Source organism: Vibrio sp. YT-16 (assembly GCF_033337405.1).
GTDB lineage: Bacteria > Pseudomonadota > Gammaproteobacteria > Enterobacterales > Vibrionaceae > Vibrio > Vibrio alginolyticus.
In genome coordinates this window covers 447,835-464,652 of the sequence record NZ_JAWOQQ010000002.1, presented here as the reverse complement: position 1 = coordinate 464,652, position 16,818 = coordinate 447,835, and the positions used below count along the sequence as shown (strand labels likewise).

The 16,818-nt window shown below is 44.6% G+C and carries 12 protein-coding genes; 6 read left to right on the top strand and 6 right to left on the bottom strand.

Features of this window, described 5'->3' with window-relative positions; translation table 11 throughout:
* Positions 1-8 precede the first annotated feature (8 nt).
* From R7F07_RS05300 to R7F07_RS05290, 3 genes are all read right to left on the bottom strand, one after another.
* Entirely contained in the window at positions 9-992 is a 984-nt protein-coding gene (locus tag R7F07_RS05300; protein ID WP_005376549.1) for an AAA family ATPase, read from the bottom strand.
* 85 nt (positions 993-1,077) lie between these two features.
* Positions 1,078-2,379, bottom strand: coding sequence for an anaerobic sulfatase maturase (locus R7F07_RS05295; protein WP_137282694.1), 1,302 nt, complete (start codon positions 2,377-2,379; stop codon positions 1,078-1,080).
* A gap of 106 nt (positions 2,380-2,485) precedes the next feature.
* On the bottom strand, positions 2,486-4,012 hold the full coding sequence (locus tag R7F07_RS05290) for an arylsulfatase (RefSeq protein WP_171342900.1): 1,527 nt from the start codon (positions 4,010-4,012) through the stop codon (positions 2,486-2,488).
* Positions 4,013-4,153: 141 nt separating this feature from the next.
* On the opposite strand from R7F07_RS05290, the gene R7F07_RS05285 reads away from it, so the two are divergent.
* Positions 4,154-5,011: a LysR family transcriptional regulator gene (locus R7F07_RS05285; protein WP_005376559.1), complete on the top strand. Its 858-nt coding sequence runs from the start codon at positions 4,154-4,156 to the stop codon at positions 5,009-5,011.
* A 135-nt stretch (positions 5,012-5,146) separates the two neighbouring features.
* On the opposite strand, the gene R7F07_RS05280 is transcribed toward R7F07_RS05285, so the two are convergent.
* Positions 5,147-6,694 (bottom strand): arylsulfatase, encoded by a 1,548-nt coding sequence (locus R7F07_RS05280; protein WP_005376560.1) that lies wholly within the window; start codon positions 6,692-6,694, stop codon positions 5,147-5,149.
* 306 nt (positions 6,695-7,000) lie between these two features.
* On the opposite strand from R7F07_RS05280, the gene R7F07_RS05275 reads away from it, so the two are divergent.
* The 3 genes from R7F07_RS05275 (at position 7,001) to R7F07_RS05265 (ending at position 10,033) form a co-directional block, all read left to right on the top strand.
* Entirely contained in the window at positions 7,001-7,387 is a 387-nt protein-coding gene (locus tag R7F07_RS05275; protein ID WP_005376561.1) for a winged helix-turn-helix domain-containing protein, read from the top strand.
* Positions 7,388-7,467: 80 nt separating this feature from the next.
* On the top strand, positions 7,468-9,822 hold the full coding sequence (locus tag R7F07_RS05270; protein ID WP_171342899.1) for a fatty acid cis/trans isomerase: 2,355 nt from the start codon (positions 7,468-7,470) through the stop codon (positions 9,820-9,822).
* A gap of 19 nt (positions 9,823-9,841) precedes the next feature.
* Entirely contained in the window at positions 9,842-10,033 is a 192-nt protein-coding gene (locus R7F07_RS05265) for a hypothetical protein (protein ID WP_005376565.1), read from the top strand.
* A 50-nt stretch (positions 10,034-10,083) separates the two neighbouring features.
* Here the strand turns inward: R7F07_RS05265 and torS are convergent, their stop codons facing one another.
* A complete protein-coding gene (gene torS / locus R7F07_RS05260; protein ID WP_005376567.1) occupies positions 10,084-13,047 on the bottom strand; it encodes a TMAO reductase system sensor histidine kinase/response regulator TorS in 2,964 nt (987 codons plus the stop codon).
* A gap of 43 nt (positions 13,048-13,090) precedes the next feature.
* Here torS and torT point away from each other — a divergent pair, with 43 nt between their 5' ends.
* Both torT and R7F07_RS05250 read left to right on the top strand, forming a co-directional pair.
* Positions 13,091-14,140: a TMAO reductase system periplasmic protein TorT gene (gene torT, locus R7F07_RS05255; RefSeq protein WP_081051359.1), complete on the top strand. Its 1,050-nt coding sequence runs from the start codon at positions 13,091-13,093 to the stop codon at positions 14,138-14,140.
* Positions 14,141-14,204: 64 nt separating this feature from the next.
* Positions 14,205-14,660, top strand: coding sequence for a methylglyoxal synthase (locus tag R7F07_RS05250; protein WP_005376571.1), 456 nt, complete (start codon positions 14,205-14,207; stop codon positions 14,658-14,660).
* Between the two features lie 77 nt (positions 14,661-14,737).
* Here R7F07_RS05250 and helD read toward each other — a convergent pair whose 3' ends face one another.
* The gene (gene helD / locus R7F07_RS05245) at positions 14,738-16,807 is read right to left on the bottom strand and encodes a DNA helicase IV (protein WP_005376572.1); all 2,070 of its coding nucleotides are present in this window, start codon (positions 16,805-16,807) and stop codon (positions 14,738-14,740) included.
* Positions 16,808-16,818: the final 11 nt, after the last annotated feature.

The following is a 16,818-nucleotide window of genomic DNA, read 5'->3' as shown; positions in this document are numbered from 1 at the left end:
CCTCCCACTTATCCAATTTCTACACAATCTAGCAGCTCTTGCACGACTCGTTGGTGATCGACTCCGTCTGCTAGTGCATCGTAGGTCAAAGAAAAACGGTGGCCCAATACAGACGGAACCATGGCACGCACATCGTCAGGAGTCACATGGTCACGTCCTTGCATCCACGCATACGCACGAGCGCACTTGTCGAGAGCGATGGAAGCACGAGGACTAGAGCCAATCTCAATCCATTTTGCTAAGTTTGAATCAGCATAACGCTCTGGCTTACGAGTCGCCATCACTAACGCAACGATGTAGTTTTCCACTAGGTCTGATACCACGATGTTTGGTAACTGACGGCGCGCTTCTAGCACCACGTCTGGCTCGATGTGTTTTGGCGTAATAATTTCGCTGCTGGTTTCCGCACCCAATTCTTCACTGCGCACCAAACGAATGATGTCACGTTCTGCGTCATCTTCTGGATAATCGACGGTAACCTTCATGATAAAGCGGTCCATTTGCGCTTCTGGCAGTGGGTACGTGCCCTCTTGCTCTACTGGGTTTTGCGTTGCAAGCACCATAAATAAGTCTGGCAATACGTGAGTTTTATCGCCTACTGTGATTGTGCCTTCGGCCATGGCTTCAAGCAGTGCCGCTTGTACTTTGGCAGGTGCACGGTTGACCTCATCAGCAAGTACAATGCTGTTAAAAATGGGCCCAGGTTGAAAGTGGAGTTGCGGCTTACCATCCAGCTCTTGATAAACCTCAGTACCCGTCACGTCAGATGGTAAAAGATCCGGCGTAAACTGGATTCGACCAAAACTGGTGTTTAACAAGTTCGCCAACGATTTTACGGAACGTGTTTTTGCCGTTCCCGGTAAACCTTCTAGCAGAATATGCCCATTTGTTAATAACCCGATGACTAAAGCTCGAACCACGTGGCTTTGTCCAATGACGCTTTTTTCTGTTTGTTCGATGAGTTCTTTTATCGCTTGTTGTGCGTGGTTCATAGGATACCTTTTCAATGGTTTAAGCCGTCTTTTCGATAGTTAAGTATAAGAACAAATGAAATAACTTAAGGTTATATTCACTATGTTATCTTTGCGGTTCTTGAGATTGGAGAAGTTGTGCAAGACCAACCAACATCGGTAACGCATAATCAAAGAACATTTTGATTCCCGAACACAAATAGTTTAGACCACTCTCACCATTCGGCGTTTTGATCAAACGGTTTTTTGGGCACTCACCCCAACAATAAGGCAAGTAAGGGCATTGCTTACAATACGTCGGCAATGAATCGCGTTTTGCCATGCCAAAAGTATATTGTCTTGTAGAGAAGGCCATTTCATTCAGTGAGTGTTCATGAATGTTGGCGAGTTTGTATTCTGGATACACATAGTGGTCGCAACTGAACACGTCGCCATTGTGCTCAATCGCCAACCCTTTGCCACAAAACTCCGCCGTCACGCAAAGCTGAGACGGTTTCTCCATTACTTGCGCCACCGCGGTTTCAAACAGATTAACCAGCACACGGCCAAGATCGTTATTCACCCACTCTTCAAAGGTCGCCATTAAAAAGCGTCCCCAGTCTTCAGGATCGACTGACCAATCCGTTACAATCGACATAGGATGCCCCGGTTTAGCCAGATCACTGCCTTTGGTTGGGATCATCTGTTCGTTCCAAAACTGCGGCGCGGTTGTTTGGAAGTTGTTGGCTTCTACCACCGGCGCAAACTGAATATAAGTCACACCCAATTCTTGGGTTAAAAATCGATATACTTCGAGCGGGTATTTCGCATTGTGACGATTCACCGTGACCAACGCGTTGAATTTCACGCCATGCGCTTTGAGCTTATCTACCGCTTTCATCACGAGATCAAACGTTGGCTTACCGCTGCGGGTTTTGCGATATTTGTCGTGCAGCTCTCGTGGTCCATCAATCGACAAGCCAACTAGGAAGTTGTGCTCTTTTAAAAACGCACACCACTCATCGTTTAGCAAAATGCCGTTGGTCTGAAGGTCGTTTTCAATGCGAACGCCTTTCGGCTGATATTTCTTTTGCAAAGCTACGACATTGCGGAAATAGTCCAACCCAAGCAGCGTCGGCTCCCCGCCCTGCCATGAGAATACAATTTCTTCGCCATCCTGACTTTCGATATAGCTTTTCACGAACGCTTCCAGTGTTGCGTCGTCCATTTTTGGCTGCTTTTCTTGGTGCAGTAGATTTTCTTTATGCAGATAAAAGCAGTACTGACAATCGATGTTGCACTTTGCTCCACCTGGCTTTGCCATCACATGGAATCGACGGTCATACGCGCCCAGAACAGGCGCTTTAGACGCCGTTTTAAGAGGAACAATAGGCATAGTAGTAGAATGGCGAGGGGAAATCTTACTCATACGTTTCTCACTATTACATATACCCAAATAACCTCGTGAGCGCTGTACAGCAAAAGTGAAGCTATTTGGGTATATAGCGCTCCAAAAAGCGCTATATAATCTTAATTTACTTAGAAGACTTAGGTACGAACGAACCTGCTTCCATACGAGGCGGGAATTCTTTGAATGTACCCATCACCTCTTTCACTGTATCCATTGCTGGCATCATTAAGAATGAACGCTCGTACATCCAACGAGAATAACCCATGCCTTGATCGCCTCGTTCAAATGGATCAATGCTCAAGTCAAAGATCAGTGGCACACGAAGTTTAGTGAACGGCTTACGCCATACATCCATACCCGTTTCATTCTCTTGAATCATAAAGTGGAACTTGTACTTTCCTTGGCGCAATGCCACAAGATCGCCGTCGTCGCTCCAGTAAACGAACTCATTTCGTGCGGATTTGTCTGACTTACCCGTTAAATATGGCAGTTGGTTGTAACCGTCTAGGTGAACTTTGTAGTCCATATCGCCAACTTTTTTGCCTTTTAGTAATTCGTCTTTAACTTTGGTATCACCTGCCGCAGCAACTAGTGTCGGGAAAAAGTCCTCTAATGACATCATGCCGTTGAATGTTTTACCTGCCTCAATTTTTCCAGGCCATTTAATCAACATTGGCACACGGAAACTCCCTTCCCAGCCAGTGTTTTTCTCTGAGCGGAACGGTGTCATCCCAGCATCCGGCCACAAATCAACCATAGGGCCGTTGTCAGTGGTGTAAACAATGATTGTATTGTCATCCACACCTAACTCTTTGATCTTGTTAAGTAGCTGACCGATTTGGTCATCGTGCTGCTTAACACCATCCGCGTAGAAACCAGCGCCTGTTTTGCCTTGGTATTCTTCAGGAACATGTGTGAAGTTGTGCATGCGAGTGGTGTTAAACCAAGTAAAGAACGGCTTGTCCGCTTTTACTTGCTTTTCTATGAAGCTCTCTGCGGCATCAAGAAACTCACCATCAACATTTTCCATACGCTTACGCGTTAGTGGACCGGTATCTTCGATTTTGCCGTCAGCGTAAGAATGGATAACGCCACGAGGGCCAAATTTCTTCTTGAACTCCGGCTCTTTAGGGTAATCCACGTTCTCTGGCTCTTCTTCTGCGTTCAAATGGTATAGGTTGCCGAAGAATTCATCAAAACCGTGGTTGGTAGGAAGATGCTCGTCTCGGTCACCTAAATGGTTCTTACCAAATTGTCCAGTTGCGTAACCCATTTGTTTAAGCACGGTTGCAATCGTCGGATCTTTTTCCGAGATACCTTCCGGAGCGCCTGGTAAGCCCACTTTTGATAGACCTGTACGTTTTGGCATTTGACCAGTGATGAATGAAGAACGGCCTGCTGTCGAGCTTTGCTGTGCGTAGAAGTTAGTGAACTTCGCACCTTCTTTAGCAATGCTATCGATGTTTGGCGTGTTGTACGCCATCATGCCTTGGTTATAGGTACTAAGGTTCCAGTAACCAACATCATCACCAAAGATGACAAGAATGTTGGGTTTGTCCGCTGCATGTGCAACTGCAGATGCAGCGCCTAATGCTAACGTACATGCGTTAAGTACGAGTTTTTTACTGCTCGTTTTGGTCGCATTTTTCATATTATCTCCAAGAGTTCGCTAGTGCGTAAAAAACGGTATTCGCTTTTCAATACCATTGTTGATATAAGATAAAGCACTAATTTCAGGCGATAAATGCAGTCAAAATTAGTTAACCTATAAATTAAATTTATGAGTGACGTTATGGACTTGAATTTGATCCAAACTTTTCTTGTTGTTGCGGAGTTTCAATCTTATACAAAAGCCGCGGAACAATTAGGGCTTACACAACCTGCTGTGAGCGCTGCAATAAAGCGTTTAGAGCAAGTCGTAGATAAGCAATTATTCGTTAAAAAAGGACGAGGTATCGCACTAACCTCCACCGCTTATCAATTACTGCCGCAATTCCAGCAAGCGGTTAGTATTATTGACAATGCGATATCTGATAGAAATCATTTTGAAGTGTGTTGTTCGGAAATTTTGTTGCACATTATGGACCCGATAAAGAACACTATTTTTTATGAATCACCACCCGAAAAATTCCTATTATTTGAGCTGTTAAGACAACAAAAAGTCGATCTAGTAATCGATACGGTGATCACGAAAGATGCAGCGTTTATTATTGAAGATGCCTATGAGGAAGAAGCCGTGGTTATCTGTCGTGAGAACCATCCCCGTGTACACGGCACGCTCACAAAAGAGCAATTTTATGAGGAAACTCACTGTTTATTTTCAGGAAAATGGAACAACATGTCGGGGTTCGAGCAACTAGCAAAGGAAACAATTCAAGAAAGAAAAGTCGACTTGATCACATCTTCGCTAGCGGGCATGGCGCTGTATGTCGCCCAAAGAGACAGTTTAGGGATCGTGTCTCAATCTTTTGCAAACAAGTGGAGCAAAGCGCTCAAACTTCAAATTTTGCCCTGCCCCATTTCGATACGCTCTATCCCTTACAAGTTCGTCTACCATAAGCGAGAGGTAAACAACCCAGCCCACATCGCTCTACGTGAAAAAATCAAAGCCAACTTAACGGCAGCCCACTACGAACCAATTTGTTTATAAATCTTGTCAATTGAAGCGTTAGGCGTTTTCGTCATCAAGCTTTCTACAAACCTTAATAGATAGAATTTTACAGATAAAAAAAGAGGCTCACTTTAATGAGCCTCTTTCTAGATGTGGAACTTCACTTAGCTTTTCTTACTTATTTGGGTTCTCTTTTAGTTTCTCCATCACTTGATCGAGCGAGAAGCTTGCTGCTTTTTGCCTTGGTGGGAACTCTTTAAACGTTTCAAGGAATCTGCCTACGTAAGCTTGCGCAGGAACAAGCATGTAAGCACGGTCTAGCATCCAATCGTAGTAAGTGTTAGAAGTGATATCAGCCACTTCGTAAGGATCCATACGCAAGTTGAAGATCTTAGGAACACGAAGTGTGGTGAATGGTTCAGCCCAAATACGCAACGTACCTTTTGCTCGTTGCTCCATAAAGACCAGCTTCCATTTGTTATAACGAAGTGCAGTTAAGTCTCCATCATCTGAGAAGTAAAAAATTTCTTCACGTGGGGCCTTATCCTCTTTACCAGTCAAATATGGTAGGAAGTTATAGCCGTCTAGGTGAACTTTGAATTTCTTACCATTCGCACTATAACCTTTGAGCAATTTCTCTTTGATATTGTCATCACCCGCGGCAGCAACGAACGTTGGCATCCAGTCCATGTGATGCATGATATCATTCGAAACAGAGCCAGCTTTAATTTTACCCGGCCAACGTACCATCGCAGGAACTCGGTACGCACCTTCCCAGTTGGTATTTTTCTCTCCACGGAATGGCGTTGTGCCTGCATCTGGCCACGAGTTCATGTGTGGGCCATTATCGGTGGAGTAAAAGACGATTGTGTTGTCTTTAATACCCAAATCATCCACTTTTTTCAGCAGCTGACCTACATGATTATCATGCTCGACCATACCATCTGCATACTCGCTGATGCCTGTTTTTCCAGAGTTCTCTTCTTTCACATGAGTACGGAAGTGCATACGAGTTGCGTTCCACCAGACAAAGAAAGGTTTTTCAGCCTTGACTGCACGATCCATAAAGTCGAGTGCCGCATCTAACGTCTCTTCATCCACGGTTTCCATGCGCTTGCGAGTTAGAGGTCCTGTATCCTCAATTTTGCCATCAGCGTACGAACGGATAACGCCGCGCGGACCGAACTTTTTACGAAACTCAGGATCTTTAGGATAATCGACGTTTTCTGGCTCCTCCTCGGCGTTCAAGTGATAAAGGTTGCCAAAAAATTCATCGAAGCCGTGATTAGTAGGAAGGTGCTCATCTTTATCACCTAAGTGGTTTTTACCAAATTGCCCTGTCATATAGCCCATCGGCTTCAGCATTTCGGCAATGGTTGCGTCCTCTTCCTTCAAGCCAAGATCAGCACCTGGAAGCCCCACTTTACTCAAACCTGTTCTAAGAACGGTTTGGCCCGTAATGAAAGTAGAACGGCCCGCTGTACAAGATTGCTCACCGTAATAGTCAGTGAACATCATGCCTTCTTTGGCGATACTGTCTATATTTGGTGTTTTGTACCCCATCAAGCCAAACGTGTAAGCACTGAGATTGGACTGGCCAATATCATCACCCCAAATGACGAGAATATTTGGTTTCTCTGCTGCGATACTGCTACTTGTCGCACCGATTAAAGCGGCGGCAAGAATCGCTAATCGGCGTTTAACGCCATATTTCGCTGTCATATAAACCTCTGTGTGTATTAGAAAAGTGCTTCCTGCAACAGAATGTATAGTTCACAAATGGCGGATAAGCGAATTTACTAAATGAGAATTCTTTCTATCTTTGCCTAACATTACACCGTTATTTGTAGCTAATACGCACTCCAATAGCACTTTAGTTCAGAGCGCCATCGCATCATTCATCACTACTGGTAATCTCAAGTATTAAGATTGTCTACGCATATCACAGTGCTCATAAAGTACCTGATTGCTTTTATATAAATATTAATGATAATACGTTTTACTACTATTAATAATTAAGGTACCCGTGTGCTTGACTCCAAGGTTTCAAATGGAAAAACTTCCCAATGCCAACACAACGGCGTTCACCATAATGATGAGGAGCTATTACTAGATAAGCGCACTCACTCTGTGGTACTCAATTACTTGCCAAACAAGAAATCTGTTCAGTTAACAAGCATTCAATTTAAGCTGCTGCAAACTCTCACTCACCATCAAGATCAAGTGCTTAGTAAGCATTTTCTTTACGAAACAGTACTAAAACGTGAATTTACTGAACATGATCGAGCACTCGATATGCACATGAGCAGAATGAGAAAGCGTCTAGTTCACGAAGGCGTTCCAACAGACAGAATTCAGACAGTCCACCGCCAGGGTTACATTTTCAAGCGCTCAGACAATCAACAGAAAAATTAACGCTAATTGACCCAACTTTTGGTAATTGACCGCTTATTTTGCTTTAATTAATGCAAATTCTAATCACGTAAAATAACTCAATGAATTTGCGCTTAATTTTTACACTTTGCATTGCTACTTTGTTTGCCGGCTGTGCAACCTATGCTGGTCTTAACTATGACCAACTGTTTGGTCCACAGCTCGTGCGTGAACGCACAGTTGACGTGGAAACCCCTCAAGCAAACTTCTTCCAAAGCGAAGTTAAACCCATTATGGATAACCGCTGTGTCGTCTGCCACGCGTGCTACGATGCACCATGCCAACTTAAGCTCTCTTCTGTTGAGGGCATTGACCGTGGTGCGAGTAAAGCACTGGTATATGAAGGAACAAGACTCACAGCCGCAGCACCAACACGCTTATTCGAAGATGCAGAAACAACCCAAGAGTGGCGCGATGCGGGTTTTCATCCGGTTCTCAACGAACGTGATCAAAGCATGGCAGCCAACATTGATGCAGGACTTATCGCACGTTTGCTACAACAAAAAGAGCGCCACCCATTGCCTGACCAAGTCCAGTTAGAAGGCTTTGACTTTTCGATAGACCGAGAGCAAACCTGTCCGACGATTGAAGAATACGAGCAATACGAGAAGGATAACCCAACCTGGGGCATGCCTTTTGGTATGCCAAATCTATCAAACAGTGAATACCACACACTCATGACTTGGTTGGAAAACGGCGCAATAATGAACGTTCACCAACCTGTTAGTGAGAATGAGCAAGCGCAAATAGATAAGTACGAAACATTACTTAACCACTCTGATTTGAAAAATCAGCTGATGGCTAGGTATATATATGAGCATTTGTTTTTATCTCATCTCTACTTTTCAGAACTCGATGAAGATCCCCGATTCTTCACGCTCGTCCGCTCTGCTACACCACCAGGACAGCCCGTCAAACGTATTTCAACGCGTCGCCCGTACGATGATCCAGGGGTTGAACGTGTGTTTTATCGAATTATTCCAGAGCAAGGGACCATAGTAGATAAAACTCACATGCCATTCGCGGTAAACAAGCAACGCATAGAGAACTGGAAAACTTGGTTTATTGATGCTGATTACACGGTTAGCCAGCTACCGAGTTATGCACCAGAAGTTGCTGCAAACCCGATGACATCATTCATCGACCTTCCAGTGAAATCGCGCTTTAAGTTCATGCTAGATAATGCACAAAATACAATAATGGCATACATCAAAGGCCCAGTTTGTCGTGGCCAACTGGCATTGAATGTTATCAATGATCGCTTTTGGGTGTTTTTCCTTGATCCAGATAAAGCAGACATCCCAGAAGTAAATGAGTTTTACCGATCTCAGGCTGATAACCTAAAACTACCGGCAGAACAAGAAAGTAACACGCTACCTGTTACCAACTGGGTCAAGTACGCGCGCCAGCAAGCTCGCTACCTAGAGGCTAAATCTGAGTTCACTAATAACTGGTTTAAAGAAGGTGAAAACCTATCCACCGATGTAATTTGGGACGGTAATGGCACCAACCATAATGCGGCATTAACGATATTCCGCCATTTTGATAGTGCTTCTGTTGTTCAAGGGTTAGTTGGTGAGCAGCCTAAAACAGTGTGGATTCTTGACTACGCGTTACTAGAGCGTATCCACTATTTGCTTGTTGCTGGGTTTGACGTTTACGGTAACTTCGGCCATCAGCTCATGACACGAATGTTTATGGACTTCTTGCGTCTAGAAGGCGAAAGTAACTTTATCTCGTTGTTACCCGCCGATATGCGCCATGAACTGCAATCTAGCTGGTATAAAGATCAAAGCCCGCAGTTGAGTGACTTTTTACAACGAAATGTGAAGCCGTTTAACCAACCAACCAGCGTTCAGTATAAGAGTTACGATCCAAAAACGGAGTTGGTGGAGTTGTTGAGCGAACATGTTTCAGATGTGCTTCTGCCTCGCTACGAAATTCAAGACACGGCTCTTTCTGCGAGTAGTGAAAAGCAACTAAAACGTATTGACCACGTTCGTGGTGAAGGCCTAAAAACCGTTCCGCAAATCACTATGCTTATGGTGAGAAGTCAATCAGGGGAAGATGAACTGTTCACCTTACTTCACAACAATGCACACACAAACATCTCTAGCTTGTTTGATGAAGAAAGTAACCGTGACTTTGCTAACGATGATATGACCATTGTACGCGGCGTTGTGGGAAGCTACCCTGCGGCATTTTTCTCGATCAACGAAAACCAAGTAAAAGATTTTGTCGATCAATTTAGTGCCATCCAAAACGAGTCCGATTACGTTAAGTTATTGGATAATTTTGCGATTCGTAGAAGCTCAGAAAAATTCTGGTCATTTAGCGATCGTTTACATAATTGGTACCGTACAAAACAACCGATCGAATTTGGATTACTTGACTATAATCGTTTTGAGAATCGATGATGATTTAAAGGGGGTTCTCATGGGTATCCGAGATAACATTGCCGCTCTTGAACAACAGATTTACGTTGCTTGTTCTGAGGGAGACTACGAAACGGTCAATATGCTTGAGCATCAACTCGAATACTTGCGTGGCAAAGTGGAACATCCTTTTGATGATGACCCTTATGCCCTAGACACTCGATTCGAGTGGGAAGATGACATGACCGAATAGAAAAAACCTCCGGAAAGCCGGAGGTTTTTTTATTTTCAATGCTCGATGGATTACTTCGCCATTAACTCATCCAGAGCTTGAATTGATGCAGACACTTGAGAAACTAAATCATCTTTAGTCGCATTATAGGTATCTAGAGGTTGAGGCGCGGCTTCAATTGCTTGGCAAGCGTTCATTAGCGCAGTTAGTCCTAAACTTCCTGCACTGCCCTTTAATTTATGGGCAAGGTTCTTTACTTCTTTACTATCATTGTCCTCAGCAGACGCTTGCAGCTTGCTTAATACATCGGTGCTGGTGGCTCTAAACAGATTAATAATGTGCAACATCTTATCTCTGCCCAAGATTTTCATATCGGACTCAATCACGCTCGGATTAATGATAACCACATCGGGTTCCTTTGTTTTAGGTGCTTGAACGACCTTTGATTGTAGCTCTTGTTCTTGAGGCGAAATTTGATCAAACGGGGTACAGTCGGCATTTTGTGGCAACAACAACGGCTTTCCGTCTAGCGCATCCTGAATCAATGCCGCGAGTGCCTCTTTTGCCAATGGCTTAGGCAAGTATCCGTCAAAACCAGCGGCTAGATAGCGCTCAACTTCTTCCGCAAAAACGTGCGCAGACACTGCAATCATTGGCGTGACGGCAAGCGCTTTATTGGCCGGCTTATCACACTCAATCCGCTTTAAGCGTTGGATCAACTCAGTTCCATCACAATCAGGGAGGTTGATGTCGACCAAAGCGATATCAAAATCTTGTGTGCTGATCAGTTGCTCTGCTTGTGAGCCGTTTTCTGCCATCACGACTTGGTGCCCCATGCTTTCTAGAAAGCCTTCCGCGACCACTCGGTTGACTTCATTATCTTCTACTAGCAAGACCTTTGCTTTCACTTTGCAACGTGCGGTTGCCACGGTTCCTGTTTCAATAGGTTCGCTTTCCTCTAACGGAATAGAGAACCAGAATCGGCTACCATTTCCCTCTTCGGAATCGACTTCTAAAACACCGCCCATCGCTTCAATGATTCGCTTACTGATGGCAAGTCCAAGCCCCGTGCCTCCAGTTTGGCTCATCCCACCTTCAGCTTGCGTGAAGGCATCAAACAACGTTCTCTGGTATTTTTTGGCAATTCCTATTCCAGTGTCTGATACTTCAAACAGGACTTGCGACTCGTCCTCAGGGTTCAGGCTAACGTAGATATCAATTTCTCCTTCGTCAGTGAACTTAATCGCGTTACCAACGAGATTGTTCAGCACCTGACTGATTCTGGTGACATCCCCTTTCCAGTAGCGACTAACATCACTTTCAATATGGTAGGAGAACAGCAGCTTCTTCTCTTGTGCTCGACTGTTCATTAACTGGAAAGTGTCCTCCACCATTTGGTGTAAATCAAAGCCCATGTGACGAATTTCTAAATGCCCCGCTTCAATCTTGGAGTAATCCAGTACATCATTAAGGATCGCGAGCAACGTTTTACCACTACGATTAATGATTTCCGCATAACGCTTTTGAATTGGGTTGAGGCCTGAGTCAATCAACAAGCGTGCTGTCCCCAACACTCCGTTCATTGGCGTTCTTATCTCATGGCTCATCGTCGCCAAGAATGCCGATTTTGCTCGGCTCGCTTGCTCTGCTTGCTTGCGAGCTTTAGCGTGATTCAAAACCTCTTCATTCAAACGGCGGTTTGCTTGTTTTAACTGCGAAGTGCGCTGCTCAACGAGCTCTTCTAAATGCTCTTTATGCTCCTCAAGCTCTCGCTTGGCTTGAGCTTCACCCTCTGCTACCACTTTTAGTGCTTGCGCGGTATTACGAGCCGTGATGATGGCCTGCCCCATATGCGCCAACTCATCTTTACCTTTCACTTCCAACTCAACCGCTAAGTTACCCTGCGCCACAGACAGCAACGCAGCGGAATATTCAGCTAACCGCTTCACAACAGAAAGGTACACCACACGCCATAAAATCAGCACCAATACAATCAAACCAACAATTGAAATAACGGTTAAAGACCACTGAGCGAATTTCAGTGTGCTGGTCAATTGGTCTACAGCGACGGTAGTGGTTTTGTTTGAATCATCAACCAATTTGTTGACCGTGCCATTAAGCTCTGAGAACAACTCTAATGTCTTTTGCATCAGTTGTTGTGACTGTTCGTTATTCTCGTATTGCTGCATCAGTATAGAAAATACGACCTGACGCTTACCAAGCTCTATGAGCAGTTGGCTCATTTGCTTAGAGCGCGTAGGATCTTCCACAGCGAGTACACGGCGTTGCATGATTTTGAGGTTGCTATCGAAATCACTTTGAACCTGTTGAATTCGCTCAATATTCGTTAATGTCCGAGCCTCTTCAATCTGATTCAACATTTTAAAGGCCAACAAGTGCAGTTCATGCAATCGCTCAGTCAGATCAAGATCGACCTCCACCAGTGCATCTAGCGCCTGATAAACTTGCGATTTTTTATTCGATTCTAATAAGTCATAAATATGCGTGACGTTAGCAACAGCAATGGTGCTTGTATTCTGAACTTGCGTACGAGTTAGTTGTTCTAGCTCTTCACTGAGCAGACGCATTTCTTCAACACGAGTATCTATCTCTTTTGCAAGCCACAGCTTTTTTTCAACCGAAACACCGAGTTCTGCCAAATTGTCGATAACGTTCTGGACGTTATTCTCTAAAGCTTCTAACAATTGAGAATCGAACGACTCACTCCCGAGCTCCTTGATGTGAGTGAGTAAAGACTCGAGCTGTTCGAACAGCACTCGCCCTGACTCCTTTCTTTCCTGCTCGTTTCTTGCGTTCGACAACATTTGTACAGACGAAATAATACGAGTACTCAACTCAGAGACTTGTCTCGCCTCAATCATGGCGGGAATCGCAGAATCCACGACATTTCTTTCGGTTTTGGCAACCAAAGAAAATCCAGACACACCAATAAGTGCCGATAACATGACCAGTATTGCCATCGCAATGAAAGACAACAAAAGTTTACGACCGATGCTTGCAGTTGCTAGCAGCATATTTTCATGACCTTAATGTTCGTGTTCAGCGACATATTACGTTATATTTTGCAGTGTTTACTTAATCTATGCCAACGAACTTCATTTCATGGTTAAAAATCAACACGCATTTCGCACATTTTTCAAACATTCTGCAGCCACTTTAACCCTCGTTGCTTCTTTGCCAGCGGTTGCCGCAGAGAAAATATGTGCAATATACCCTCACCTAAAGGATTCATACTGGTTGTCAGTAAACTATGGAATGGTGTCCGAAGCGAAAAGAGAAGGTGTCGAGCTACGAGTCCTTGAAGCGGGCGGCTACCCAAACAAAACCCGTCAAGAACAACAACTCGCACTGTGTAACCAATGGGGAGCAGATGCGGTTATCCTTGGGACCGTGGACCCACAGGCTTACGAGCATTCACTTAAAAATTGGGTGGGGAATACTCCCGTTTTTGCTACTGTGAACCAACTCGACTTGGATGAAGAACAAAGTGAGTTGCTAAAAGGGACTGTCGGTGTTGACTGGCATTGGATGGGATACGAAGCGGGTCAATATTTGGCAGCTCGCCATCCAAAGGGGTCAGGAAAAACCAACATTGCCTTACTTTTGGGGCCGCGAACTCGTGGTGGTACGAAACCCGTTACTGCCGGATTTTATGAAGCGATACAGGGAAGTGATATCAACATTGTTGACTCATTTTGGGCAGATAACGACAAGGAGTTACAACGTAACCTAGTTCAACGTGTGATCGATATGGGAAATATAGATTACATTGTTGGCAGTGCAGTGGCGATTGAAGCGGCCATCAGTGAGCTGCGCAGTGCCGGCAAAGCCGAGGAGATCGGTTTAGTTTCTGTGTACTTAAGTCATGGTGTATATCGAGGCCTGTTACGTAACAAAGTGCTCTTCGCACCAACAGATAAAATGGTGCAGCAAGGTCGGCTTTCCATGATGCAAGCAACGCATTACTTAAGAGGTAAAACGTATGACAAACATGCCTCACCAACCATCAAACCACTGACTCCGAAGACGCTTCATGACGACACGATCGAAGAATCGTTATCTCCGTCAGAATATAGGCCGACATTCCGTGTTAAGGCTGTTGATTGAAAGACCAAAAACGTGTTCTATTGAGTCACAACAATTTTAAAATCATACAAACGGAAACATCTTGATGCAAAAAACCATTCGTACCATGCCAACCCATAAACATGTGGCTTTGGTTGCTCACGACAACTGCAAACCTGAGCTACTTCGCTGGGTAAAAGAAAACAAAGAAAAGCTACAGAGTCACTTCCTTTACGCAACTGGCACGACAGGACACATGCTAAGTAAAGAAACTGGACTTGCGATCAAGAGCATGATCAGTGGTCCGATGGGCGGTGATCAACAACTAGGCGCTCTTATTTCAGAAGGCAAAATCGACGTTCTCGTTTTCTTTTGGGATCCACTGAATGCCGTACCTCACGACCCAGACGTTAAAGCGCTTCTTCGTATTGCTAGTGTTTGGAATATTCCTGTAGCAACGAACCGAGCCACCGCTAAGTTCCTGTTTAACTCCCCTCTTCTTGAGCAAGAAGTAGACATCGAAGTGCCGGATTACGAAGCCTATCTTGCTGAGCGCATGTAAGCTTTGATGCTAACCAAATAAAGCAAAGGCGATACCAAGTATCGCCTTTACTGTTTTTAACATTCTAAACGTTGCATTTAACGAGAAGTCACGATGGGATAGTCACCATTAACGAGCTCTTGAACGAATGCAGATCCCGCACCAGTATGCGTAATCCAAACCTTCTCTTTCGCACGTGTAATCGCCACGTAAAATAGCCTGCGCTCTTCTGCGTAAGGGAATTTGTCTTTGGACTCCGTCAACGCACCATCAATGTGAATTTGCTTCTTCTTAGCGGGGAATTGCCCCTCATCCACAGAAAGAATAATCACAAAGTCAGCTTCGCGTCCTTTACTCGCATGGCAAGTCATAAAGCGAATATCGAGATTAGGGAAACGTCGCAACCAATCGTCGAACAAATCGGGCTTATGATAATGGTTACGTCCTAGCAATAAAACTGACTTGGTTTGCTTGGCTTGTTGATTCAAGTGGTCCAAGATCTTTTCCACTTGATTGCTCGGCGCGGTATGTACGCTCTTCTGCTTGCGTTGTTTGTGGCTGTTTAGTGTTTTCGGCAACTGCGATGGGTTTTGCTGCACGAATGTATTCGCTACATCACCAATCTGATTGTTGAAACGATAAGTTGTATCTAAGTGATGAACGGTTGAGTGAGCAAAGCGTTCTTTAAAACCAGTGATAAGATCGACATCCGCTCCTGCAAACTGATAGATCGCTTGCCAATCGTCGCCAACAGCAAATAACGTGGCACCTGCTTGTTTCTGAGTGGATTCACACAGTGCTTCAATCAATGCCAGACGATCTGGAGAGATATCTTGATACTCATCGACCATAATAAAGCGCCATGGCGAGACAAACTTCCCTTTATTCACATAATCTGTCGCACGACTGATCATGGTTGGGAAATCCACTTGGTTGCTTTCTTTAAGCATTTTCTGCCACGCTGTAAAACATGGCCAGCATAAGGCGAGTTCACTATTTAAACGCGTATAGTCTTGGTGGTTTACGAGCTTTTCTTGTACTTGCTTTTTGGTCAAGCCCACCGCCGCTAAATGAGACAGCTGCGAATCTAGCCAAGCGATCAGTTTTGGATTTTCTGAATGGCTTCCTAACTCATCATCCCCTTTTAGGTACGCAATCGGCCATTTGTCTAAATGTTTTTGCCAACGTTTAAAGTTGGTGGGTGTCATCCAATGTTTTTTCAACCAGTCTACACACCATGCTGTTCGTTGATTTTCGTCCAACGCTAAAGGACTAATTTCGACAGGTTGCTGTTCGACTTGTTTAAGAATATACAAGCCCAACTGATGGAATGTGTTGACGCGCACACCGTCTGCCGCCATGCCCACTTTATCTACTAAGCGTTCTTTCATTTCAGTCGCCGCATCACGACCGAACGCTAACATGAGAAGCTCTTCTGCTTGAGCTTGATGGCTTTGCAACAAATAGGCAACTCGTGCGGTTAAAACGCTGGTTTTGCCCGAGCCGGCCCCAGCAAGAACTAAGTTGTGGTCGTCGTTGAGCAATACCGCATATTGCTGGGATAAATTCAAAGGAGAGGATTCAATTTGATTAAACAGCACTTCCCAATTTGGACGTTCTGCTTCTAGCCAATCGCGATTACGCTCACCAAGCGCCTCAGAGGTATCAATGAGCCAAGGCTCTATTTGCGACATACGATTCGGCATTCGCATTTTGGCTTCTTCTAGGGTGGTTTTCATCTCGCTTAACTCTTGGTTAAGGCTTTCAACCCAGGAGACCACTTGAGAATGCGATAAGTAAGCAGGCAAGTGCTTTAGTTTGTAAAGCTCTTCTTCCCACTTAGGTAGATACTCAGCCAGTTTTCGGCACTGAGTGTTGTGCCACTCTTGATATTGACGAACGGCCTCAAGCGCAAACTTTCGGCATTGCGGCCACGGTAAACCTTGGACTAGCCAGCTTTGTTGTTTGCCTTCGTGTTCATGAGCAAAAAACTGTAAAGAGCTCCATAATAACCCACGCTTTACGCTAACTTTGCCATTCCAGATCGTAAAAGGAATATGTTCTTCACTGCCTATCGAGCTTAATAAAACACTGTTCTCTTTTATTTCGACGTGATGGTACTCATTTTGAATAAAAAACTGTGCTTTGCTAGTGGCAGTAAGCTGCATGAAACGTGCGC